This is a genomic window from Vibrio sp. 10N.261.54.E10 (assembly GCF_002877735.2).
Classification (GTDB): Bacteria; Pseudomonadota; Gammaproteobacteria; order Enterobacterales; family Vibrionaceae; genus Vibrio; species Vibrio crassostreae_C.
The window spans coordinates 518,099-539,746 of record NZ_MCXE02000003.1; the positions used below are offsets into that span (position 1 = coordinate 518,099).

Annotated in this window: 17 protein-coding genes; 8 read left to right on the forward strand and 9 right to left on the reverse strand. The window is 46.0% G+C overall.

Going from position 1 to position 21,648, the window contains the following annotated elements:
- The first annotated feature begins 416 nt into the window (after positions 1 to 416).
- The 4 genes from BCU07_RS21310 to hemN all read left to right on the forward strand — a co-directional run bounded on the left by BCU07_RS21310 (position 417) and on the right by hemN (position 3,845).
- Positions 417 to 1,055 carry a class I SAM-dependent methyltransferase gene (locus tag BCU07_RS21310; RefSeq protein ID WP_010433503.1) on the forward strand — a complete coding sequence of 213 codons (639 nt, stop codon included), beginning with the start codon at positions 417 to 419 and terminating at the stop codon, positions 1,053 to 1,055.
- The gene (yihI, locus tag BCU07_RS21315) at positions 1,055 to 1,612 is read left to right on the forward strand and encodes a Der GTPase-activating protein YihI (RefSeq protein ID WP_017060163.1); all 558 of its coding nucleotides are present in this window, start codon (positions 1,055 to 1,057) and stop codon (positions 1,610 to 1,612) included. The genes BCU07_RS21310 and yihI overlap by 1 nt, the downstream gene beginning before the upstream one ends.
- Positions 1,613 to 1,618: 6 nt before the next feature.
- Positions 1,619 to 2,107 carry a DUF2489 domain-containing protein gene (locus BCU07_RS21320; RefSeq protein ID WP_017060164.1) on the forward strand — a complete coding sequence of 163 codons (489 nt, stop codon included), beginning with the start codon at positions 1,619 to 1,621 and terminating at the stop codon, positions 2,105 to 2,107.
- Between the two features lie 346 nt (positions 2,108 to 2,453).
- Positions 2,454 to 3,845 carry an oxygen-independent coproporphyrinogen III oxidase gene (hemN, locus tag BCU07_RS21325; RefSeq protein WP_102332593.1) on the forward strand — a complete coding sequence of 464 codons (1,392 nt, stop codon included), beginning with the start codon at positions 2,454 to 2,456 and terminating at the stop codon, positions 3,843 to 3,845.
- 83 nt (positions 3,846 to 3,928) lie between these two features.
- On the opposite strand, the gene BCU07_RS21330 is transcribed toward hemN, so the two are convergent.
- The 5 genes from BCU07_RS21330 to glnA form a co-directional block, all read right to left on the reverse strand.
- Positions 3,929 to 6,511, reverse strand: coding sequence for a GGDEF and EAL domain-containing protein (locus BCU07_RS21330; protein ID WP_017059225.1), 2,583 nt, complete (start codon positions 6,509 to 6,511; stop codon positions 3,929 to 3,931).
- Positions 6,512 to 6,619: 108 nt separating this feature from the next.
- The gene (gene glnG / locus BCU07_RS21335) at positions 6,620 to 8,023 is read right to left on the reverse strand and encodes a nitrogen regulation protein NR(I) (RefSeq protein ID WP_017059224.1); all 1,404 of its coding nucleotides are present in this window, start codon (positions 8,021 to 8,023) and stop codon (positions 6,620 to 6,622) included.
- A gap of 121 nt (positions 8,024 to 8,144) precedes the next feature.
- The gene (glnL, locus tag BCU07_RS21340; RefSeq protein WP_019826501.1) at positions 8,145 to 9,221 is read right to left on the reverse strand and encodes a nitrogen regulation protein NR(II); all 1,077 of its coding nucleotides are present in this window, start codon (positions 9,219 to 9,221) and stop codon (positions 8,145 to 8,147) included.
- Between the two features lie 168 nt (positions 9,222 to 9,389).
- On the reverse strand, positions 9,390 to 9,953 hold the full coding sequence (locus BCU07_RS21345; protein ID WP_102428480.1) for a DUF4124 domain-containing protein: 564 nt from the start codon (positions 9,951 to 9,953) through the stop codon (positions 9,390 to 9,392).
- A 214-nt stretch (positions 9,954 to 10,167) separates the two neighbouring features.
- Positions 10,168 to 11,577 carry a glutamate--ammonia ligase gene (glnA, locus tag BCU07_RS21350; RefSeq protein WP_017059221.1) on the reverse strand — a complete coding sequence of 470 codons (1,410 nt, stop codon included), beginning with the start codon at positions 11,575 to 11,577 and terminating at the stop codon, positions 10,168 to 10,170.
- Positions 11,578 to 12,139: 562 nt separating this feature from the next.
- Here glnA and typA point away from each other — a divergent pair.
- Positions 12,140 to 13,975, forward strand: coding sequence for a translational GTPase TypA (gene typA, locus BCU07_RS21355; protein WP_017059220.1), 1,836 nt, complete (start codon positions 12,140 to 12,142; stop codon positions 13,973 to 13,975).
- A gap of 162 nt (positions 13,976 to 14,137) precedes the next feature.
- Here typA and BCU07_RS21360 read toward each other — a convergent pair whose 3' ends face one another.
- Both BCU07_RS21360 and BCU07_RS21365 read right to left on the reverse strand, forming a co-directional pair.
- A complete protein-coding gene (locus BCU07_RS21360; protein ID WP_102428479.1) occupies positions 14,138 to 14,668 on the reverse strand; it encodes an AAA family ATPase in 531 nt (176 codons plus the stop codon).
- Positions 14,669 to 14,699: 31 nt separating this feature from the next.
- Positions 14,700 to 15,341, reverse strand: a complete 642-nt coding sequence (locus BCU07_RS21365) for a DUF2959 domain-containing protein (RefSeq protein WP_102428478.1) — start codon at positions 15,339 to 15,341, stop codon at positions 14,700 to 14,702.
- A 42-nt stretch (positions 15,342 to 15,383) separates the two neighbouring features.
- On the opposite strand from BCU07_RS21365, the gene BCU07_RS21370 reads away from it, so the two are divergent.
- Genes BCU07_RS21370 through BCU07_RS21380 form a run of 3 tightly spaced genes read left to right on the forward strand, consistent with a single transcriptional unit; the run spans position 15,384 to position 17,683 of the window.
- Complete coding sequence (locus BCU07_RS21370) at positions 15,384 to 16,325, forward strand: virulence factor BrkB family protein (RefSeq protein WP_032546762.1); 942 nt, start codon at positions 15,384 to 15,386, stop codon at positions 16,323 to 16,325.
- Positions 16,297 to 16,731 (forward strand): D-aminoacyl-tRNA deacylase, encoded by a 435-nt coding sequence (dtd, locus tag BCU07_RS21375; protein ID WP_004735590.1) that lies wholly within the window; start codon positions 16,297 to 16,299, stop codon positions 16,729 to 16,731. The genes BCU07_RS21370 and dtd overlap by 29 nt, the downstream gene beginning before the upstream one ends.
- A gap of 16 nt (positions 16,732 to 16,747) precedes the next feature.
- Complete coding sequence (locus BCU07_RS21380) at positions 16,748 to 17,683, forward strand: bifunctional GNAT family N-acetyltransferase/hotdog fold thioesterase (RefSeq protein ID WP_102428477.1); 936 nt, start codon at positions 16,748 to 16,750, stop codon at positions 17,681 to 17,683.
- 58 nt (positions 17,684 to 17,741) lie between these two features.
- Here BCU07_RS21380 and BCU07_RS21385 read toward each other — a convergent pair whose 3' ends face one another.
- On the reverse strand, positions 17,742 to 19,706 hold the full coding sequence (locus BCU07_RS21385) for an AsmA family protein (RefSeq protein WP_102428476.1): 1,965 nt from the start codon (positions 19,704 to 19,706) through the stop codon (positions 17,742 to 17,744).
- Between the two features lie 154 nt (positions 19,707 to 19,860).
- Complete coding sequence (pckA, locus tag BCU07_RS21390) at positions 19,861 to 21,486, reverse strand: phosphoenolpyruvate carboxykinase (ATP) (RefSeq protein ID WP_017062492.1); 1,626 nt, start codon at positions 21,484 to 21,486, stop codon at positions 19,861 to 19,863.
- Between the last annotated feature and the right edge of the window lie 162 nt (positions 21,487 to 21,648).

Sequence of the window (21,648 nt, forward strand, 5' to 3'; positions counted from 1 at the left end):
AATGTGTGATCGATTTGTGTACAAAAGTGTGAAGTCGCACTCTTGTAGTCTTTTTGTAACACGGTAAAGTAACCGCCATCAGCTAGGAGCTGACTTAGATATGGATGATCATCTAGTCTAACGGTATAGACAGAAATGGATCAGGCTAGGACAGCCCAGCAACAAGGTGTTAGAAAAGGATAGCCAAAACTCATCAGGACGATGAACAACAAACAAATTTGGCATGGAAAGCACCAATAACAAATGGAGATTTGTGTACCAAGTTGAGTATGCAAATTTTGGCCGATATAGGCAGATTTAGAGAGCGATAGGTTTTCCTATCGCTTTTTTTATTGATTTGATGAAAAAACACCCAATACCTCTCCACTATAAACTCAGTTTCTGGTATGTTTCGCATCCCTGTTTAAGGATGTGCTATGTATACTTGCCCCTTATGCCATCACCAAGGCGTGAATCACTATTTTGAAGACAAACGCAGAGCCTATCTGCAGTGTCAGCAATGTGAACTGGTATTTGTTAAACCTGAACAAAGGTTAGAAGCAAAAGAAGAAAAAGCACACTATGATCTCCATGAGAACGATCCTAGTGATGCAGGCTATCGCCGCTTTTTATCTCGCATCGCGGATCCACTAACAGACAAAATTTCATCTAACTCACACGGGTTGGATTTTGGTTGTGGCCCAGGCCCTACGCTATCTATTATGTTAGAAGAAGCCGGACACACCATGGAGTTGTACGATATCTATTACCACCCAGAACCCTCTGTGTTGGAAAAAACGTATGACTTTATGACTGCCACGGAGGTGATAGAGCATCTTTATCACCCAGACAAAGTGTGGCAGCAATGGTTGAATTTAGTTAAACCCAAGGGCTGGATTGGTCTTATGACTAAACTAGTAATAGACGTAGACGCGTTTGCTGGTTGGCACTACAAGAATGACCCGACACATGTCGTCTTCTTTAGTCGTCAAACATTCCAGTTTTTGGCAGAGCGGGATAAGCTCGAACTAGAATTTTTTGGAAATGATGTAATTTTACTGAGGAAAGTGCAGTAATGGGTCGTAGTAAGAAATCAAGAAAGCCGGGAGCACTTGGCGCTCCGGAGCCTATGGTTACTCGTAACCGTAGTGAATCTGATGTTGAAGGTCGTGAACGTAAGCGTGTTAAAAAGCGTAAAGGCCTTAAGTCTGGCAGCCGTCACTCAGATGGTAGCGAAGCAAAACAGCGTAAAGCTGCACAAGCTCGTGATCCACGTTTAGGCAGCAAGAAAAAAATTCCGCTGATCGTTGAACCAGCGAAGAAGCCGACTAAACAAGAGCGCAAGCTATCTAACGAACAAGAGTTAGAGATGCTTGAGAATGACGCTCAACTGAACACACTCCTAGATCGTATCGAAAATGGTGAAAACCTAGGTGCTGGTCTACAGAAGTTTGTTGATGAGAAACTTGATCGTATCGAACACCTAATGGGCCGCTTAGGTCTACTAGAGCCAGAAGACGATGAAGAAGAGATCTTCGAAGAAGCACCGGTTGCCTCTAAGAAGAAAGCGAGCTCTGACGAAGACTTGCTATCTCAATTCGAAGATTTCGATTTAGACAGCTTTAAAGGTTAATAGCCAGTGAACGTAACCTTATTAGCAATTGCTGGTGGAATTATCATTCTCGGCTTGGGCTCTTACGCAGGTTACCTTCTACTTCAAGTGAAGAAGCAGACGGAGTTGCAAAAGCAGCATCAAGCACTAGCCATTGAAAAACGCAACGCGACGATTTACGAAAACGTAAATACTTTGTGCTTAGCGGGCATTCAAGGGCAATGTGACTTACCTGAGATCAGTATCCGAGTGTGTATCATTATGGATAATGTTCAGGGTGATGAGCGTGTCGATTTTGATTCTGAGTATCCTGCTCTTTCTGAGCTGTACCATATCGTAAAAGATATGGCTCGCGGAGAGGCAAGACAGGAACTGACGAAGAAAGAGCGCATGCAGCAGAATCTCACGCGCCATAAGGCAGAGACTCGCTTGAATGATGCGGTCATTGAAGATCTGAAAAGGTTGCAAGAGAAGGTTAAACCTCTCAACAACCAAATCAACATTCAGATGATCTAGTCGCTAAGACTATTTAAAATAGAGGCTTGTTTAACATTCCGTTTTTAGACGCGCTGCTTTTAATACCTATGCATTTAAGACTTTTCATCTTAAATGCATCTTGTTTTTAAGTCGCCTTATCTTTTAATAGACAATGTTAAATGAGCCTTCTTACCTTTTGCGTCTCGTTAATCCCGACGCTTTGTTAGTGATCAAGCTAGCAGTTCTGAGTTTTTGTCTGAAAAATTGATTTTGTCTTGGAACGACCTTACTGGTCGTGTGGCAAAATAACCCGTCTATATTTTAATGTATGTAAAATGATTTGAGAGACCTTAGGTTCTCGCGGATCTAAATTGGAATTACCGCTATGTCGAGCAAGCCAGTAACAACGAATCAGCAAATCGTTTGGGATCAAGAGATCTTAAACAAGTACAACTATTCGGGACCTCGTTACACTTCATATCCAACAGCGTTGGAGTTTCATGAAGCGTTTACCGTCGCTGATTACGACATGGCGTGTACTCAGTACCCTGAGCGTCCACTCTCTCTTTACGTGCATATCCCGTTCTGTCATAAGCTTTGTTACTACTGCGGTTGTAATAAAGTCATTACTCGTCACTCGCATAAAGCGGATGAGTACTTAGATGTGATTGAACATGAAATCCGCCAGCGCGCCTCTTTGTTGAATGGCCGTGAAGTGACGCAATTGCACTTCGGTGGTGGTACGCCAACGTTCTTGACCAAAACACAAATTACTCGCTTGATGATGATTCTGCGTGAGGAATTTAATTTCACTGCTGACGCTGAAATCAGTATTGAAGTTGACCCGCGTGAGATTGAGCTAGACGTACTTGATCACCTGCGTAACGAAGGCTTCAACCGCCTGAGCATTGGTGTGCAAGACTTCAATAAAGAAGTGCAGAAACTGGTTAACCGTGAGCAAGATGAAGAGTTCATCATTGCGATGGTTAAACGTGCGAAAGAGCTAGGCTTCCGTTCAACCAACCTTGATTTGATCTACGGCCTACCAAAGCAGACTCAAGCTTTGTTCGCTGAAACATTGAAGCAAGTGTTAGAAATGAAGCCGGGCCGTTTATCGGTATTTAACTACGCACACATGCCTCAGCTGTTTGCGGCGCAGCGTAAGATTAAAGACGAAGATCTACCTGAAGCGAAAGAGAAAATGGCTATCTTGCAAGATACCATCGAGACGCTAACGGGAGCGGGTTACCAGTTCATTGGTATGGATCACTTCGCACTACCTGAAGATGAGCTAGCCGTAGCACAGCGTGAAGGTATTCTGCATCGTAACTTCCAAGGCTACACCACCCAAGGTGAAGCTGACTTAATTGGTTTCGGTGTTTCTGCGATTTCTATGGTTGGTGATGCTTACGCACAAAATCAGAAAGAGCTGAAGAAGTACTACGCTCAGGTGAATGACCTGCGTCATGCACTTTGGAAAGGTGTTGCTCTAGACAGTGACGACCTTCTACGTCGTGAAGTGATCAAGCAGCTGATTTGTAACTTCAAGCTTGATAAAACAATGATCGAATCTGAGTTCTCGGTTAACTTTAATCGCTACTTCAAAGAAGATTTAGAGCTTCTACAAACCTTCATCAACGATGATTTGGTTGAAGTCGATGACAAAGAAATCCGCGTTACTCTGCGTGGCCGCTTGCTGATCCGTAACATCTGTATGTGTTTTGATAAATACTTACGTGCAAAGGCTCGCCAGCAGCAATTCTCTCGCGTTATCTAATCGCTCGATAGAGAATAGAACAATAAAAAATGCCAGCATCATGCTGGCATTTTTGTATCTGACTCATTCGATTTCTGCCTGGTTTAGGTGAGACTCTCAGTGGTATTTTGTTTGACCTTGGCACTTTGCTTGGAGTTGATGAGGTCGGTAGGCCATTGGTCAAACGGAACTGGGCGACTGTATAAGAAGCCTTGAGCAAGCGGGCACTGCAGCTGCTTGAGAAGTTCAGCCTGTTGCTGTGTTTCAACGCCCTCTGCCACCAAGCTTACTTTGAAGCCCTTAGTGATGTTAACGATGGCCGCGACGATGGAGCTATCTAGGTTCTCTTTATCAAGTTTGCTGACAAAGCTGCGGTCGATCTTAAGGCAGTCGAATGGCAGTTTGTGTAAATAAGCCAGTGACGAATAGCCGGTACCAAAGTCATCAATCGCAATTGATATCCCTAGTGCTTTTAGAGTCAGCATGTTATCGATGATGGTCGGGTCGTTGTCGACGATGCGTGATTCGGTGATCTCTAGTGTCAGGTTGCTTGCTGGTAGATTTGTGTCTCGCAACGTGCCTTTTACTTGTTCCACAAAGCCACTTTCGCTTAGCTGAACGACCGACAGGTTGACGTGAATCGAGAAGTCCTTGCTCCATTTTCCTGACTCAATCGCGATGGCTGTATCTCGACACGACTTATGCAGAATTTGTTTTCCGATATCGTCAATGAGCCCGCTCTCTTCCGCGAGAGGAATGAACTCGAGTGGCGAGATCACCCCTTCATCCGTTATCCAGCGAGCTAAAGCTTCTGCTCCTATGGTCGAGCCAGATTCCAGATCAATAATAGGCTGATAAAACGGTTCGAACTGTTGAAGCTCAATCGCTCGGTTCATCCGCGCTAACATCTTGGTGCGATGTCTCGATGCTTTGCCCATTTCAAGGCTATAAATACAGACACTGGTTTTGTCTTGTTTCGCATTGCTCAATGCAATGCTGCTGCTGCGTAGCAGGAGTGTAATGTCGTGAAGATTCGAGACATTCACTATCCCCATCGATACCTTAATCACCACGCTTTCCGATTCCATTGAAAATGGGGAAGCGAAGGTTTGAAGTAAGCGGTTAGTCAGCAGCTGAACATCATCGCTTTGCGTTACGTTTGGCGCGTAGATGGCAAACTCATCACCACCAGTGCGAGCTAGTAGGTATTCGGATGGCAGTGTGCCTCTTAAACGAGCGGCCGCAATGATAAGTAGCTGGTCGCCATTGTAATGACCTAGGCTGTCATTGATGTCTCGGAAGCGATCAATACCAATCAAATACAGTGTGCCTTTTTCGTTGTCGGGGTGTTTCTTGGCAGCGTCAATAAAGCCTTCACGGCTGTATAGCTTGGTTAATGAGTCATAGGTAAGTTGAGACTGTAATGCATGAAACGAAGCCTTTAAGTTGTTGGTCATTTCATTGAATGACTCGACCAACATGCTGGTTTCATATATATGCCCTGTTTTTGGCATGCTCGCGTCCCAATCGCCCTTAGCAAGGCGTTTTGCCGCATCCGCTGTCGAGGTGATGGGTTGGGTTGCGCGATTAAAGGCAATTAATCCTGCAATGACCCCAATGCAGCTCAGTGCTAGCCCAAGCAACCAACTGTTTCTTTGATTTTCTGGCAATTCACCGAGCAGATTGCTTTCAGGGATCGACACCCCAATAAACCACGTGAGCCCGTGCTCATCTTCGTATGGGGTGATTTGGTTGAAGTAGCGTTCGTTGTCTAGGCTAAAACTAAAGCGCTGCTCGCCCAAATTCTCGATTAGGTGGAATTGCTCTACGTAGCTAGCACTCTCACGTATGACTGGATTAGCACTCTCTGTTGCTAGTTTGCGTTGCCCTTTGTTGGTTTGTCCTGTGCCCCATGAAACGACACTGCCTCCGCCTGAGTGCGCGACCAAGCGTTGCTGCTTATCGATGATGTAAACAGAGGCATCCGTTCTATCTTTGAGCTTTCTGAGAAACGCATTGAAGGTATTGATTTTGATGTCGCTGACTACGACGGCTTTGAATTCATTATCATCATAGATAGGCGCTAGAGCAGATAAGGTGATTTCTTGACGTTCGTCAGCATTGGCATAAATTGGTGACCATAACGGTTTTTTCTGTGTCGCAATGGGTGTGTACCAAGGACGGATTCTAGGATCGTAACCTGAAATCACCGATCGAATGTCTTCACTAATTTTGCTGCCACGGTAAATGACCAGCTGATCATTGGTGCGTTCGTCTTGCACCATCAAGGTGTAGCCTTTGTTGGCTTCTTTGCGGAAACCGACGTAGTTACCATCTTCAGAACCAAAGCCGATCGCATCGAGTTGAGGTACAGCAGTGTAATGGTCTGAAAACGTATAAAAAATATAGTCTTGGACCTTACTAAGATTGCCTGCTTGATAAAGATGGTGGTAGCCGATGTTATGGCTGAGCGAGAGGTTGGCGTGAAATGGCTTTTCTAAAAAATTAGACAGGCTTTGATGAACATTGTCAGTCAGTGATGTCAGCTGGCGTGCACTAACATCACTCACCATCTCTTTGTAGCTTAGCTTTTGAGTGAAAACCATTACACCCATAGTGAACAGAAAAATCATCACGAATGGCAGAACCACTGCGGTTCTCAAAGTAATTTGTGTTTTCAAAGACATCTTTAGCTACAACTTTGGTGAATAGTGTACTGTAATTGTACCGACACTATTCAAACCAAGCGACACTTTTTTGGTTAAAAAGTAGCTGCATCGAGAATCATATAAGGTCTAGTACAGTTCTTTGAGTTTACGAGTTAGGGTGTTTCTTCCCCATCCCAAAACCTTAGCTGCATCCTGTTTATGACCATTAGTGTGGTGGAGTGCAGCTTCTAGCAGTATACGTTCAAATTCTGGCAGAGCATAAGTTAGCAGCTCTTTTTCTCCTGAATCAAGCGCACACTTTGCCCAATTAGCGAGCAGTTGCTGCCAGTTATCTCCAGTTCCTGAGGTGGTCACCACTTTTTCTTCTAGCAGCTCTGGTGGCAGGTCTGAAGGAAGAATTTCGCTGCCGCTGGCCATCACGGTAAGCCAACGACAAATGTTTTCAAGCTGACGCACGTTACCCGGCCAATTGAGCTGGTTGAGCTTCAAAATGGTCTCAGGATGCAGTGTCTTCACTTCAACACCGAGCTCTTCGGCGGCGGATGCTAGGAAGTGATGAGTCAGCTTTTCAATGTCTTGTTTACGTTCGCGAAGTGCCGGGATATGGATTCGGATAACGTTGAGTCGGTGGAAAAGGTCTTCACGGAAGTCGCCTTCATGCACTAAGCGCTCAAGATCTTGGTGGGTTGCGGCAACGATACGAACGTCTACCTTAACTGCAGAGTGACCGCCGACACGATAGAACTGACCATCAGAAAGTACACGCAACAAGCGAGTTTGGATATCGAGTGGCATGTCACCGATCTCATCCAGAAATAGGGTGCCGCCGTTGGCTTGTTCAAAGCGTCCTTGGCGAACGCTGTTAGCACCGGTAAAGGCACCTTTTTCGTGGCCAAACAGTTCAGACTCGATCAGATCTTTGGGGATTGCTGCCATGTTCAAGGCAATGAAGGGCTTCTTAGCTCTTGGGCTGTGACGATGCAGAGCGTGAGCGACCAATTCTTTACCGGTACCCGATTCACCATTGATCAGCACGGATATGGATGAGCGAGACAAACGGCCAATCGCTCGGAAAACCTCCTGCATTGCCGGTGCTTCACCGATGATTTCTGGCGCGTTGGTGTCTTCAGCGACCTCACTGGCTTGTTCGCGTTTCTGCTCTTGGCTGTGCGCGATCGCTCGTTCGACTAGAGTCAGTGTTTCATCAATATCGAACGGCTTTGGAAGATATTCAAAGGCGCCTTTTTGATAAGCATTCACCGCCGCATCAAGGTCTGAGTGCGCGGTCATAATGATCACGGGCAGGTCGGGAGAGCGTTGATGAACCTGATGCAACAGCTCAATCCCGTCAATGCCGGGCATGCGAATGTCAGACACCAATACGTCCGGTGTCTCGCGCTCAAGCGCAAGCAACACGCTCTCAGCATCAGCAAATGTTTCACACTTAATATCCGCAGATGAAAGTGTTTTCTCTACTACCCAGCGGATAGAGCTGTCGTCATCGACGACCCAAACGTATCCCTTACTCATAATTCAATTCCTTTGCAGCCAAATCTATTGTGATAATCATTGTTGTTTTTATGATGTCTTAATCTTTGTGTTACCGAGCTAAGCCTTTCATCTCGCTGTCCAATAGCGAGGTTCTTATGACCTAAATCGGTAGATAAATTGTGAATGTGGTGTTGCCTGGCCAGCTTTCAACATCAATTTTCCCATTGTGTTGATCGATCAGGTTTTGAGAAATCGATAGCCCCAGCCCTGTTCCACCTTCTCGTCCGCTGACCATTGGGTAAAACAGCGTGTCTTTTAAATCATCGGGGATGCCCGGACCGTTGTCGCTGATCTCAATACGAGCTGCGAGTTTGTGTCGCTGCCCGTGAATATTTGCTTGATGCACCGTTCTGGTGCGAATGGTGATTTTGCCAGAATCTTGAGTCTTTAGAATCTGCGCTGCATTGCTCACGATATTGAGCATCGCTTGTTCAACCTGTGCCGAATCCATCAAGATGTCCGGTAGGCTCGGGTCGTAATCCCTTTCGATGGCGAGCGTTGAACCCGATTCGAGCTCTACGAGCTGCCTGACTTTCTCAAGTATCTGGTGAAGGTTCTCTTCTGATTTAGTCCCCGGCTTCTGTGGGCCAAGCAGACGGTCGACTAATGCTCTTAAGCGGTCGGCTTGCTCAATAATGATCTGCGTATATTCATTAAGAGACTGATCAGGAAGCATTTTCCCAAGTAACTGCGCCGCACCTCTTAAGCCACCGAGTGGATTTTTGATCTCATGTGCTAACCCGCGTACCAGCAACTTAGCCGCTTGTTGTTGTGCGTGTTGGTTGAGCTCTTGGCTAAGGCGTCTTTGCTGGTCTATCTTGCGCATCTCAACCAATAACAGCGTCTCTCGCTGCCAAGATATTGGGCTAACCGTGACTTCAAGCATCAGTGGGCGGTTATCAACAACGAAGGTAACGTCACTGTCGGTAATGCTCTGGCCACTTTGTAGCGGTTGCGTCAGAAGCGCCAAATCAAGTGAAGCGTGTTGGATAAGTTGGCTCAGTGGATGATCAACGATGCGTCGTGCGCTCTGTGAAAAGAGCTGCTCAGCCGCCGGATTTGCGTATCGGACATACAATTGCTCATCGAGCATTAATGTCGAAGTCACCATATTGTCGAGAATGGCGCTGGAAAGATGGTGTGTATCTATGCTGTCGCTTTTGGCTGATCGATTCACTATTTCGTCCTTGAACTGGTGTTTTTCTCACTGCACCAAATTGGTGCGTAGCTAAGTTCAAGTATGGCGCATATCAACCAGAAGCTAAAGATAATTCATTAGAGTCGCTGAAAGCTGCTTCGATTAGGTGAAAAGTAGAGGTTATTTGGCCTCTTTTAACACATTGGCCTACTTGAGCGTCGCTCGATGTAAATACACGGTGACTGGACTAGTAGATGCAATAAGCTTGCCGCTTCTATGTGCTTGAATTGCAATGGTGTGAGTACCTCGATCGATACCTTTTAATTCCCAAATAGGCTGGGTCTGTGGGGCGCCATATCGACGGCCATCAAGCATCAATTGTAATTGCTCCCCAATACCAAGTTTTCGGTTGAGCTCTATCTGAATCGGGATTAAGCCGCGGTTGTTGCGAATGGTTTGATCATGAACTGGAGTCAGCATGGTGAGAGTTAATTGAGTGGGAACCTCGCGCTCTGTGGTTTCGGTTTCTGCCTGGTTTTTAGCTGGCGTTTTAGTTGTAGAGGAAGCTGCGGCGTCAACCGGAGTCGAGGCCTCAAATTTAGGGGCGGGTGCTGAAGCTTGCACATCTGGCAGGCGAAGAGCCTCGGCATCTTGAGCGCTAGGGTTATCACTAAAGTGGAGCACGCCATCTTCATCTACCCAGGTATACACAGTTTGAGCAGAGCACGAGAGCGCGACTGTTAACCCGATTAGGAACAGTATGTTTTTCATATCTTTAGCCTCTTTTCACCGCTAGGTGATTTCACGTTTGGCGTTGGTTTTATTGTATTTAGCGCGACAGCCTCTGAGGGCTTTTGTCTAAGGTATGGTACGAGGAAGCGGGGGGAGGGAGAATATAAAAAAGGCCCGCCTGCGAGGCGAGCCTAATATTTAGTCAGCGATTCTTACAAGGTTGCAGTAAGAAATGGCTTATCTCTACAGGAGATTAAACTGAGTAGTACAGTTCAAACTCAAGTGGGTGTGTAGCCATGTTCACGCGTTGTACGTCGTCAGATTTCAGAGTGATGTAAGAATCGATGAAATCGTCAGAGAATACGCCGCCAGCTGTTAGGAACTCACGGTCTTCGCTAAGCGCTGCTAGAGCTTCTTGTAGAGATTCTGCAACTGTTGGGATTTCAGCTGCTTCTTCTGCAGGAAGGTCGTATAGATCTTTATCCATAGCTTCGCCTGGGTGAATCTTGTTCTTGATGCCGTCAAGGCCAGCCATAAGCATTGCTGAGTAGCATAGGTATGGGTTAGCTGCTGGGTCACCAAAACGTAGCTCGATACGACGTGCTTTAGGGCTTGGTACTACTGGGATACGGATAGAAGCAGAACGGTTACGTGCTGAGTAAGCAAGCATTACAGGTGCTTCGAAACCAGGTACAAGACGCTTGTACGAGTTAGTTGATGGGTTAGCAAACGCGTTGATTGCACGAGCGTGCTTGATTACACCACCGATGTAGTAAAGAGCCATTTCAGATAGGCCGCCGTACTTATCACCAGCAAACAGGTTAACGCCGTCTTTTGCTAGAGATTGGTGAACGTGCATACCAGAACCGTTGTCACCAACTAGTGGCTTAGGCATGAATGTCGCTGTTTTACCAAATGCGTGAGCAACGTTGTGTACAACGTACTTGTAGATTTGAGTTTCATCAGCTTTCGCTGTTAACGTGTTGAAGCGAGTAGCGATTTCGTTTTGACCCGCAGTTGCTACTTCATGGTGGTGAGCTTCAACAACTAGGCCCATCTCTTCCATTACTAGACACATTGCTGAACGGATGTCTTGAGATGAATCTACTGGAGCTACTGGGAAGTAACCGCCTTTAACGCCAGGACGGTGACCTTTGTTACCGCCTTCGAAGTCAGAACCTGTGTTCCAAGCTGCTTCTACGTCATCGATCTTGAAGAAAGAACCAGACATGTCGTTTGAGAACTTAACGTCGTCAAATAGGAAGAATTCTGGCTCTGGACCAACTAGAACTGTGTCTGCGATACCTGTAGAACGTAGGTACTCTTCAGAACGTTTAGCGATAGAGCGTGGGTCACGGTCGTAGCCTTGCATTGTTGCAGGCTCAAGGATGTCACAACGGATGTTTAGTGTTGCGTCTTCTGTGAATGGGTCCAGTACAGCAGATGCTGCGTCTGGCATCATTACCATGTCAGATTCGTTAATGCCTTTCCAACCAGCTACTGAAGAGCCGTCAAACATTTTGCCTTCTTCGAAGAAGTCTGCATCAACTTGGTGAGAAGGAATAGAGATATGCTGCTCTTTACCTTTTGTATCAGTAAAACGTAAGTCGATAAATTTAACTTCGTTCTCTTGGATCAGGGATAGTACATTTTCTACTGACATCTTGGATAACCTCCAGTGTTATTAATTCGGTATTAGCTCGATTCGGTTGAAACTAGCATTGATTAATGTCTATAAGTGCATTAATCGATGCTGATTTATCTACTGCCAAAAACGTGCCAAAAAAATTATTCCATTAATTTCAATGATTTACTTGTTTTGCGATTTTTCTTAATCTGGTTTTTGCACCAAAATGATCTCTAGTTGCACTTTATTGGTGCAACTGTTTGTCTGTGCACCAATATGAGACATAAGCGAGCACCATTCAGCAATGAATTGCCTAAGTTGTCAATCCACTTTTGTTATTTTGCGGGAGATTTGGCTCGCCACTCGTAGGTGATACTTTTTTAGAGTCCTACGAATTTGGCTGCTCAACACTGTACTGAATCAAAGTTAAGCGGATATGAATCGCTAATAAAGAAAAAAGCCCCGGTTCAGATCACATATTTCTGGGTTTTTGTCTAGAATCTGGTATATTATTGACCGTTTTTTAAATCAAGCTAGCGGTTATTATCCAAACTTTTGAGATAAGTGACGGCTACTTTTATGAGTGAATCGAGAATCCATGTCTACTCCACAGATTGATAAGTTAAGAAATATCGCGATCATCGCGCACGTTGACCACGGTAAAACGACTTTGGTTGATAAACTGCTACAACAGTCAGGCACTCTTGAGTCTCGTGGTGAAGCTGAAGAGCGTGTCATGGATTCGAATGACATCGAAAAAGAGCGTGGCATTACCATTCTTGCTAAGAACACAGCAATCAACTGGAATGATTACCGCATCAACATCGTAGATACTCCGGGACACGCGGACTTCGGTGGTGAAGTTGAGCGTATCATGTCTATGGTTGACTCTGTTCTGCTTATCGTTGACGCAGTTGATGGCCCAATGCCTCAAACTCGTTTCGTAACGCAAAAAGCATTCGCACACGGTCTTAAGCCAATCGTTGTAATCAACAAGATTGACCGCCCAGGCGCTCGTCCTGATTGGGTTATGGATCAAGTATTCGACCTTTTCGACAACCTAGGTGCTACTGATGAGCAACTAGACTTCACAGTTGTTTACGCTTCAGCTCTAAACGGCTGGGCAACAATGACTGAAGGCGAAACTGGCGAGAACATGGAACCATTGTTCCAAGCTGTTGTTGATACAGTAGACGCGCCTGCAGTTGACCTTGACGGTCCACTACAAATGCAAATTTCGCAACTTGATTACAGCTCTTACGTAGGTGTTATCGGTGTTGCTCGTGTTACTCGTGGTTCTGTTAAACCAAACCAACAAGTAACTATCGTCAATGCAGAAGGCAAAAAACGTAACGGTAAAGTAGGTACAGTTCTTGGTTACCTAGGTCTTGACCGTCACGAAGTTGAGCAAGCTAACGCTGGCGACATCATTGCAATCACTGGTCTTGGTGAGCTGAAAATTTCAGACACTATCTGTGACGTAAACAATGTTGAAGCAATGACTCCGCTTTCTGTTGATGAACCAACAGTAACAATGACGTTCCAAGTAAACACTTCTCCGTTCGCGGGTAAAGAAGGTAAGTTCGTTACTTCACGTAACATCCTTGAGCGTCTAGAGAAAGAACTAGTACACAACGTTGCACTACGTGTTGAAGAAACTGATAACCCAGATCGTTTCCGTGTTTCAGGTCGTGGTGAACTTCACCTATCTATCCTGATCGAAAACATGCGTCGTGAAGGTTTCGAGCTAGCTGTATCTCGTCCAGAAGTTATCATCAAGAAAGACGAAGATGGCAACCTAACTGAACCGTTTGAAACTGTGACTATCGACGTGCTTGAAGAGCACCAAGGTGGCATCATGGAAAACATCGGTCTACGTAAAGGTGAGCTAACTGATATGTCTCCAGATGGCAAAGGCCGTGTTCGCATGGACTTCATGATGCCTTCTCGTGGTCTTATCGGTTTCCAAACTGAGTTCCTAACTCTAACGTCTGGTTCTGGTCTTCTTTACCACTCATTTGATCACTACGGTCCTCACAAAGGCGGCGTAATCGGTCAACGTAACAACGGTGTTCTAATCTCGAACGCAACTGGTAAAGCTCTGACTTACGCACTATTCAACCTACAAGAACGTGGTCGTCTATTTGCTGAGCACGCGGATGAAGTATACGAAGGTCAAATCATCGGTATTCACAACCGTTCAAACGACCTAACAGTAAACTGTCTGAAAGGTAAGCAGCTAACGAACGTTCGTGCATCTGGTACTGATGAAGCACAGGTTCTTTCGCCACCTATCCGTCACACTCTAGAGCAAGCTCTTGAGTTCATCGACGAAGACGAACTAGTAGAAGTAACGCCAGTAAGCATTCGTATCCGTAAGAAGCTTCTTACTGAAAACGAACGTAAGCGTGCAGCACGTCCAGCTAAGGCTTAATTGCCAGCTGACTAGCTTCTAGCTAACAAGCAATACGTTTTAGAATAAGTAAGAAAGCCCCGAGTAGCCTAGCAGCTCGGGGCTTTTGTTTTTTAGTTTGTTTAGATACGGTTAAACGAGATTTCGTCATCCTCAAGAGGGAGGAACGACCGAGTTGGGGATCTAGCTTTTGATACCTAAGTAACGCTCAACGAATTGAAGCCGTTCTTCGACTGGCATAAACGGCACTTCAACCACCTCATAGCCAAGTTCTTGGTAGACTCTTTCTAAAGCGTGGTGAATCTCTAGCGCTTCCTCAAACGGATAAGGTCTCACATCATCTTGTACATAAATTGAAGCCTCAGGGCGACAGAACAAGGCTTGTGAGTGGTAGCCTTTGCTTGCTTCTCGGTAGGCCGCATCTATCTCTAGGTTAGCCTGAGCCAAATAGCCACAAATGTCTGGAATAGCGCGATCGAGAAAGGCAACAGGATGCTGACTGGCTTGGTCTTTGTGTTCGCTCATGACGGTTAAACATAGGCGAGCAAAGCCTGGAAGGTCTAACCAAGGTAAGATACCGTTCTCAAGTTGACTCTGCTGTTCGATTAACTGGCGAGAGGACTCAGCGAATATCGGGTAACCCATGTCACCCAAGGCATTAATTAGTGTGGTTTTACCAGCCCCTGGGCCGCCAGTAACAATGATTGGGTTCATACGGGTTTATCTTAATTCGCTTCTAATGGCACTACTTCTGATTGAGTTGAGCTAGGAATTTATCCGACTCTGCTATTGCCGCATTCATCTGCTCTATTGCATAGGCGATGTCTTTTTCTAAGCTCATAAACTCACCTTGCAGCGAGCCGACAGCGCTCGCATTGAGGTTGTGCTTCAAGTAAAGCGTGTTGTCGCGAAGGGTATTGAGCACTGGGTCCATTTTCTTCTCGGCGCGCTTCATTGCTGACAGCATCGTTTGGTAAGACAATTTAGTTTCACGAAGTTTTTGCTCGCTCGAGCGGCGCAGTGAATCACTGGTGTAGAGAGCTAACTCACTCTGCCACTCTTCAAACAGCGCATCCGACACATCTTCAATCGCAGCAATGCGGTCACTGACATTTTGCGCGGCTTTCTCGCTGTCTTGGTATTTATCATTGATTTGGTTGTACATGTCTTCAAGGTCGCCGCCACTGAAATTAGTCAGGCTACTCAAGGCTTCAAGTGCGCTGGTAAACTCTTCCTGAGCATCCTGCTGCGACTCTTTAGCGTCTTCCACTCTATCGACCATAATGTCACGCTTGTGGTAACCCACTTGCTCCATGGCGGAGTAATAAGCTGACTGGCATCCAGTAAGAGTAAAAATAGAGAGGACTATAACTATTAAATAAGGCATCCTAGTTTCCTATAGTTAAGTAACGGAATATTAATTAGGACTATGAACGAGTTACAAGGGAGTTACAAGTTGAAGATAAAAAAGGTCGCCACACTCAGTATTCAGTTTTCTCGCTATCTTTTGGCGCGAATGACGCACGATAGAGTCAACGTGAATGCGGGCTACTTGGCGTACATTACTTTGCTCTCGATCGTACCGATGTTGACGGTTCTGCTCTCTATCTTGTCATCATTTTCCATCTTTGCTGATGTTGGTATCGTGATTCAAAACTTCGTTATTATCAACTTTGTTCCAGCGTCAGGAGATGCGGTGCACGGTGCCTTGCTCGAGTTTGTTGCCAACACGGGTAAGATGACGGCGGTCGGTAGTGTGTTCTTGTTCATTGCGGCACTGATGTTGATCTCGAATATCGATAAGAACCTAAACTACATCTGGCGTGTTAATGAGAAGCGACGTGCGGTATTGTCGTTCTCAATGTACTGGATGGTGCTAACACTTGGGCCGATCTTGGTTGGGGCGAGTATTGCTGCCACTTCGTATGTGACATCGCTCAGTCTGCTACAAAATGAAGTCGTATCTGGCGCCTTTAATACCGTAATTCGCAAACTGCCTTTGATTCTCTCTTTCTTTGCGTTTTTCGGTCTGTACCTGTTGGTTCCCAACAAAAAGATACACTTTTCTCATGCGGCTGCAGGTTCTCTAGTGGCGGCTCTGTTGTTCGAACTCAGTAAGAAAGGCTTCGCGGCCTACATTACTCAATTCCCTTCTTACCAGTTGATTTATGGCGCATTGGCGGCAATACCAATTCTTTTTGTCTGGGTTTATTTGTGCTGGTTGATTGTGCTGGTGGGTGCTGAGGTGACCGCTGCATTGGGTGAGCAGGAACAGTGGAGTGACTCGAAAGAAATGGTACACTCGTCGGATAAAGACAAAATCACAGAGCAAGGAAACAACAGTGATAGCACTGATCCAGAGAGTAAGTGAAGCTGCCGTCCGTGTTGATGGCGAAGTAGTTGGTGAGATTGAACAAGGCTTATTAGTTTTGTTAGGCGTAGAAAAAGGTGACGACGAAGCCAAAGCCAAACGTTTGATGGAACGAGTGACCACTTATCGTGTCTTTGGAGACGAAGACGATAAAATGAACCTCAATGTGAAGCAAGTAGAAGGTAAGGTATTAGTGGTGTCTCAATTCACTCTGCCGGCCGATACCAAGAAAGGGACTCGAGCAGGGTTCTCTCGTGGTGCTCACCCAGAAGATGCTGAGCGTCTTTATAACTATTTCTCTGACCAGTGTGAATCAGTGTTACCAACGGAACGTGGCCGATTCGCAGCCGACATGAAAGTGTCTTTGGTTAATGATGGCCCAGTGACATTCTGGCTGCAGGTTTAGGCTTAAAGGAATAAGCATGTTTAAACTCATAACACCAACCACCGAAAATCAGCTAAACAAGTATTACCATTTTCGTTGGCAGATGCTCCGTGAACCTTGGCGAATGCCGGTAGGTTCTGAGCGCGATGAATATGACCCAATGAGTCACCATCGCATGATTGTTGATGGTCGTGGTCGCCCGATGGCGATTGGTCGTCTGTATATCACCCCAGATCTGGAAGGTCAGATCCGCTATATGGCGGTGAAGAAATCTCGCCAAAGTAAAGGCATGGGTTCGTTGATTCTAGTCGCACTTGAGTCATTGGCTCGCCAAGAGGGTGCTAAGCGCTTGGTGTGTAATGCACGTGAAGATGCGATCTCATTCTATGAGAAGAATGAATTTGAACGTCGCGGTGAGATTAACGATCAACGTGGCCCTGTGCGTCACCAACAGATGGTTAAGCATCTTGACCCAATGGCAGACGTTCTGCGTAAGCCTGAGTGGTGTAATGAGCTTCAGCAGCGCTGGGAACATCAGATCCCGATCAGTGACAAGATGGGCATCAAGATCAACCAATACACGGGTTACCAATTTGAGTGTAGTGCTCAGCTGAATCCCAACTTGAACCCGCATAATACCATGTTTGCAGGCTCTGCCTTTACCTTAGCGACCTTAACTGGTTGGGGGATGACTTGGTTATTGATGAAAGAACGCGGGCTGACCGGTGATATCGTGCTGGCAGACAGTAATATTCGTTATCGTCACCCGGTTGAGCAAAACCCTGTTGCCTCTACTTCATTGGATGGGATCAGTGGTGACTTGGACCGCCTTGCGTCAGGAAGAAAGGCACGTATCATCATTCACGTGACCATTCATAGCGGCGATGTGGAAGCGGTAGAGTTTACGGGAACCTATATGCTGATCCCTGACTACAAAAAGCGATTATCAACAGACTCCAACGTAAGCGTATAGCTGACACTGGCTAACAGATACAGATACAGATACAGATTAAAGATACAAGGCGCTACTCCTATGGAGTGGCGTTTTTTTGTTGGCAGTCGTTAATCTCCGAATACTCAGCTTGGGTGAGCTTTCCTGAGATTTGATGGCATGGGTCCGATAGGGTAATCGAGAGGGTGTGTTGCTCAGCTTTAAGCAAGTCGAGTTCTCCAGAAGCCTCGCCATTGAGCGTTTGAACCCTTTGTTCGCCTTGCTCTGCTGATGATGCACCAATAATATGCATCGGTTCGAGAGTGAAGCGCCCACGGTCAAAATGCGCATTAAGCTCTGGAATTTCAAACACGTTATCAGTCGATGTTTCAGAAAGCTTGTCATTAAAGGTCATCACACCCTGGCGAACGCTGCCAGTGAGTTGCCCTGTGGTTGAGTAACCGAGCATCAGTGAGTCGCCATATAAACCTGCGGCTTGAAGTTCAAACTCGCCATAGCCGGTTGCATCGAGTGGTAATTCAAGTCGCTGCAGCATAGGCGCAATGGGTAACCCATCGGCAGAAATATCTAAGCTCCATGGCTTGCTGATTTGGTTAAAATCGAGCGTTGCATTGGCTTCAATGTAGCCATTCCTGAGTGGTGCAAACAGACGAGTCAGCGTCCATTTTCCTTGTTCGCTATTCATCTCAACCACAGGCTGTGCGCTGAGAATATTTTGGTAGCTGGCATCATTGGCGCTCGCCATCAGCTTCCCTTGCCATAAGCCCAGTTTTCTATCTTGCAGCAGTTGAACTTGATGCCCCTCGACATGTAATCCAGAGACCTGCCAGTAAGGCGTTTGTGCTAGTTGGATAAGTTGGCTGCGTTCTATATTAAGTCGGTTAATCTCGACGTTCTGGAGCTGTGTGAGCCAAGGCAATAGGCGAGCGGCCGGTAGAGGGCTATCTTGGTTTTCGGTAATCCACTTGATGCCTTGCAGGTCGAGCTGCGCCAATTGAATGCTGCTAGGGGCGACTTCGCCATTGAGCTGAACAGTGCCCTGCAGGAATTGAGTATAGAAATCCTCAATCAGAATCCGGTTTGCTTCTAGGTTGAGCTTGAGGCTTGGCTCGATGAACATGTCATCATCAATGGTCACTCCTTCTGCCTGTAGAGAAAAAATGGCTTTCTGTTGTTTCCAGATTTCAAAAGGCAGTTGGATATTTTCTAGTGAGGCATCAAAGGCAGCGAGGTGCCCATCTTGCCACTCTACGTCGCTGCGTAGAATATCTAAGCTATTGATGTGATTGATCTGAATACCTGCCACATCCCATTCTTTGCTTAGTAGGTTTTGGGTCTGCTTCTGATTGAGTCGTAATCCATCGACGGTCACGTTCACCAACGACCAATCTTGTTGATACTGCTCTGCTTGACCGGAAATCTTGGCGCCACGCCAGTCAAATGAAGCACCATAAAGCGTGCTATCGCTAGGTTTTAAGTCTAGGTCAATCAACAGATTATCGAATGCTTCACCTTGCCAATACAGTTGTGAGGCAGAGAGTTGGGTTTTTCCATAAGGGAGAAGTGAGTTGTCGTTGTTCCATTTTGGGGCGGAGATCTGCAGGTCGATGCCTCGCGCATTAAACTCTGGCGTCGAAAAGTCGAGATTGTTGATGGCCAGCTGGTGGAGCTTGATGTTTGGTTGGGTAAATAAAGAAGTCAGTGTTTTTAGATCGTCTGCCTCTAATTGTAGGCCGCTGATCAAAACAGATTCAAAGACCAGTTTGGCCTCTGTCATCGAGCTGGGGCTGAACCAAAGATCGATCTTGTCGATATACAGAGGTGTTTGCTTTTCTGGTTGGCTTTGGGTAATGCCCATTAAGGTGATGTGATAAGGCGCCTGATACTCAACATCTTCAATGAATACAGGTTGTTCAATCGTATGTTTGATAAAAAAGTTGGCAACATCCGCACGGTATTGGGTCTGCAGGCTTAATAGCAGCGCTGCGATAGTTGCAACGGCGATAGCCAACACAATGCCGAACACCATGAATACCTTTTTCATTCCCTGAAAGCCTTAAATTTCAATAGTCTTAAAACAGAGTGGAACAAAAAGGGTCAAGCATCAACAAAAAAGCCCCTCAAAAGAGGGGCTTGCTACAAAAATATCATTTTAAATTGGGCGTTCGCTTTTGGCTAAGCCCGAGCAGATGGTTGGATTAGTCCAGTTGAGGACCAGCTGCAACCAGTGACTTACCTTCAGCGTTGTCTGTGTACTTATCAAAGTTGTTGATGAAGCGCTCGGCTAGATCTTTCGCTTTGCTTTCCCATTGTAGAGGGTCAGTGTACGTATCGCGTGGGTCAAGGATCGCTGGGTCAACATCGTGCAGCGCTAGTGGCACTTCTAGGTTAAACATAGGGATAACCTTAGTTTCAGCGTTGTCGATTGAGCCATCTAGGATAGCGTCGATGATGCCTCGCGTATCTTGGATAGAGATACGTTTACCAGTACCGTTCCAACCTGTGTTCACTAGGTAAGCTTCAGCGCCAGCTGCTTCCATACGCTTCACAAGCACTTCAGCGTACTGAGTTGGGTGGAGAGTTAAGAATGCCGCACCAAATGCAGCAGAGAACGTTGGCGTTGGCTCAGTAATACCACGCTCAGTGCCCGCTAGTTTTGCAGTGAAGCCAGATAGGAAGTGGTACTTCGTTTGCTCTGGAGTCAGTTTAGAAACGGGTGGCAGTACACCGAATGCATCAGCAGTCAGGAAGATAACCTTTTGAGCGTGACCGGCTTTTGATACTGGTTTAACGATGTTATCGATGTGGTGAATCGGGTAAGAAACACGAGTGTTCTCAGTTTTTGAACCGTCATCAAAATCGATAGAACCATCACCACGAACTGTTACGTTTTCTAGTAGTGCATCACGACGGATTGCATTGTAGATTTCAGGTTCTGCTTCTTTAGATAGACGAATCGTCTTCGCGTAACAACCACCTTCGAAGTTGAAGATACCATCGTCATCCCAACCGTGCTCATCATCACCGATTAGCTCACGCTTAGGATCGGTTGAAAGCGTAGTTTTACCTGTACCAGATAGACCGAAGAAGATGGCTACATCGCCTTTCTCGCCGACGTTTGCACTACAGTGCATTGAAGCAATGCCTTGCAGAGGAAGCAGGTAGTTCATCATTGCGAACATGCCTTTCTTCATCTCACCGCCGTACCAAGTACCACCGATGATTTGAACGCGCTCTGTTAGGTTGAAAGCAACGAAGTTTTCAGAGTTTAGACCCTGCTTTTCCCAGTTAGGGTTAGTTGTTTTAGCACCGTTCATTACCACGAAATCAGGTTCGAACGTTGCTAGCTCTTCGTCAGTTGGACGAATGAACATGTTCTTAACGAAGTGCGCTTGCCACGCTACTTCAGTGATAATACGCACGCTTAAGCGCGTATCAGGGTTAGCACCACAATAACCGTCGATGACAAACAGGCGCTTGCCAGATAGCTGAGTTGTCACAAGCTCTTTCAGCTCATTCCATACTTCAGTTGTAATCGGTTTGTTGTCATTTTTGCCTTGATCTGACCACCACATGGTATCGCGGGTCGTGTCATCTTTAACAATGTACTTATCTTTTGGTGAGCGGCCAGTAAAGATACCAGTGTCTACCGCAACAGAGCCTAGTTCCGTTACTACGCCTTTTTCGTAGCCTTCCAAACCTGGCAGTGTTTCTTCAACGAATAACTGCTCGTAGCTAGGATTACGAAGAACTTCAGTAACGCCAGTCAGTCCGTGCTTAGTTAGATCAATTTGTGCAGCCTTTGTATGTTCCATAACGGTCATAGGTGCTCCTTGTAGGATATTTTGTAGGGATTTTGTATTAATTTTTTATTGTTATCTGCTCACCATGCTAGCAACGAGACTCGGGGGAAACAGGGATATAGCTCAAAAAATATCCATATTAGCCATGGGGTTTTAAGCGTCTCGTCACATATTGGCCCAACT

Coding starts and splice junctions, on each gene's coding strand:
- BCU07_RS21310 (WP_010433503.1), top strand. CDS start 417: ATGTATACTTGCCCCTTATGCCATCACCAAGGCGTGAATCACTATTTT.
- yihI (WP_017060163.1), top strand. CDS start 1,055: ATGGGTCGTAGTAAGAAATCAAGAAAGCCGGGAGCACTTGGCGCTCCG.
- hemN (WP_102332593.1), top strand. CDS start 2,454: ATGTCGAGCAAGCCAGTAACAACGAATCAGCAAATCGTTTGGGATCAA.
- BCU07_RS21330 (WP_017059225.1), bottom strand. CDS start 6,511: ATGTCTTTGAAAACACAAATTACTTTGAGAACCGCAGTGGTTCTGCCA.
- glnG (WP_017059224.1), bottom strand. CDS start 8,023: ATGAGTAAGGGATACGTTTGGGTCGTCGATGACGACAGCTCTATCCGC.
- BCU07_RS21345 (WP_102428480.1), bottom strand. CDS start 9,953: ATGAAAAACATACTGTTCCTAATCGGGTTAACAGTCGCGCTCTCGTGC.
- glnA (WP_017059221.1), bottom strand. CDS start 11,577: ATGTCAGTAGAAAATGTACTATCCCTGATCCAAGAGAACGAAGTTAAA.
- typA (WP_017059220.1), top strand. CDS start 12,140: ATGTCTACTCCACAGATTGATAAGTTAAGAAATATCGCGATCATCGCG.
- BCU07_RS21360 (WP_102428479.1), bottom strand. CDS start 14,668: ATGAACCCAATCATTGTTACTGGCGGCCCAGGGGCTGGTAAAACCACA.
- BCU07_RS21365 (WP_102428478.1), bottom strand. CDS start 15,341: ATGCCTTATTTAATAGTTATAGTCCTCTCTATTTTTACTCTTACTGGA.
- BCU07_RS21370 (WP_032546762.1), top strand. CDS start 15,384: ATGAACGAGTTACAAGGGAGTTACAAGTTGAAGATAAAAAAGGTCGCC.
- BCU07_RS21380 (WP_102428477.1), top strand. CDS start 16,748: ATGTTTAAACTCATAACACCAACCACCGAAAATCAGCTAAACAAGTAT.
- BCU07_RS21385 (WP_102428476.1), bottom strand. CDS start 19,706: ATGAAAAAGGTATTCATGGTGTTCGGCATTGTGTTGGCTATCGCCGTT.
- pckA (WP_017062492.1), bottom strand. CDS start 21,486: ATGACCGTTATGGAACATACAAAGGCTGCACAAATTGATCTAACTAAG.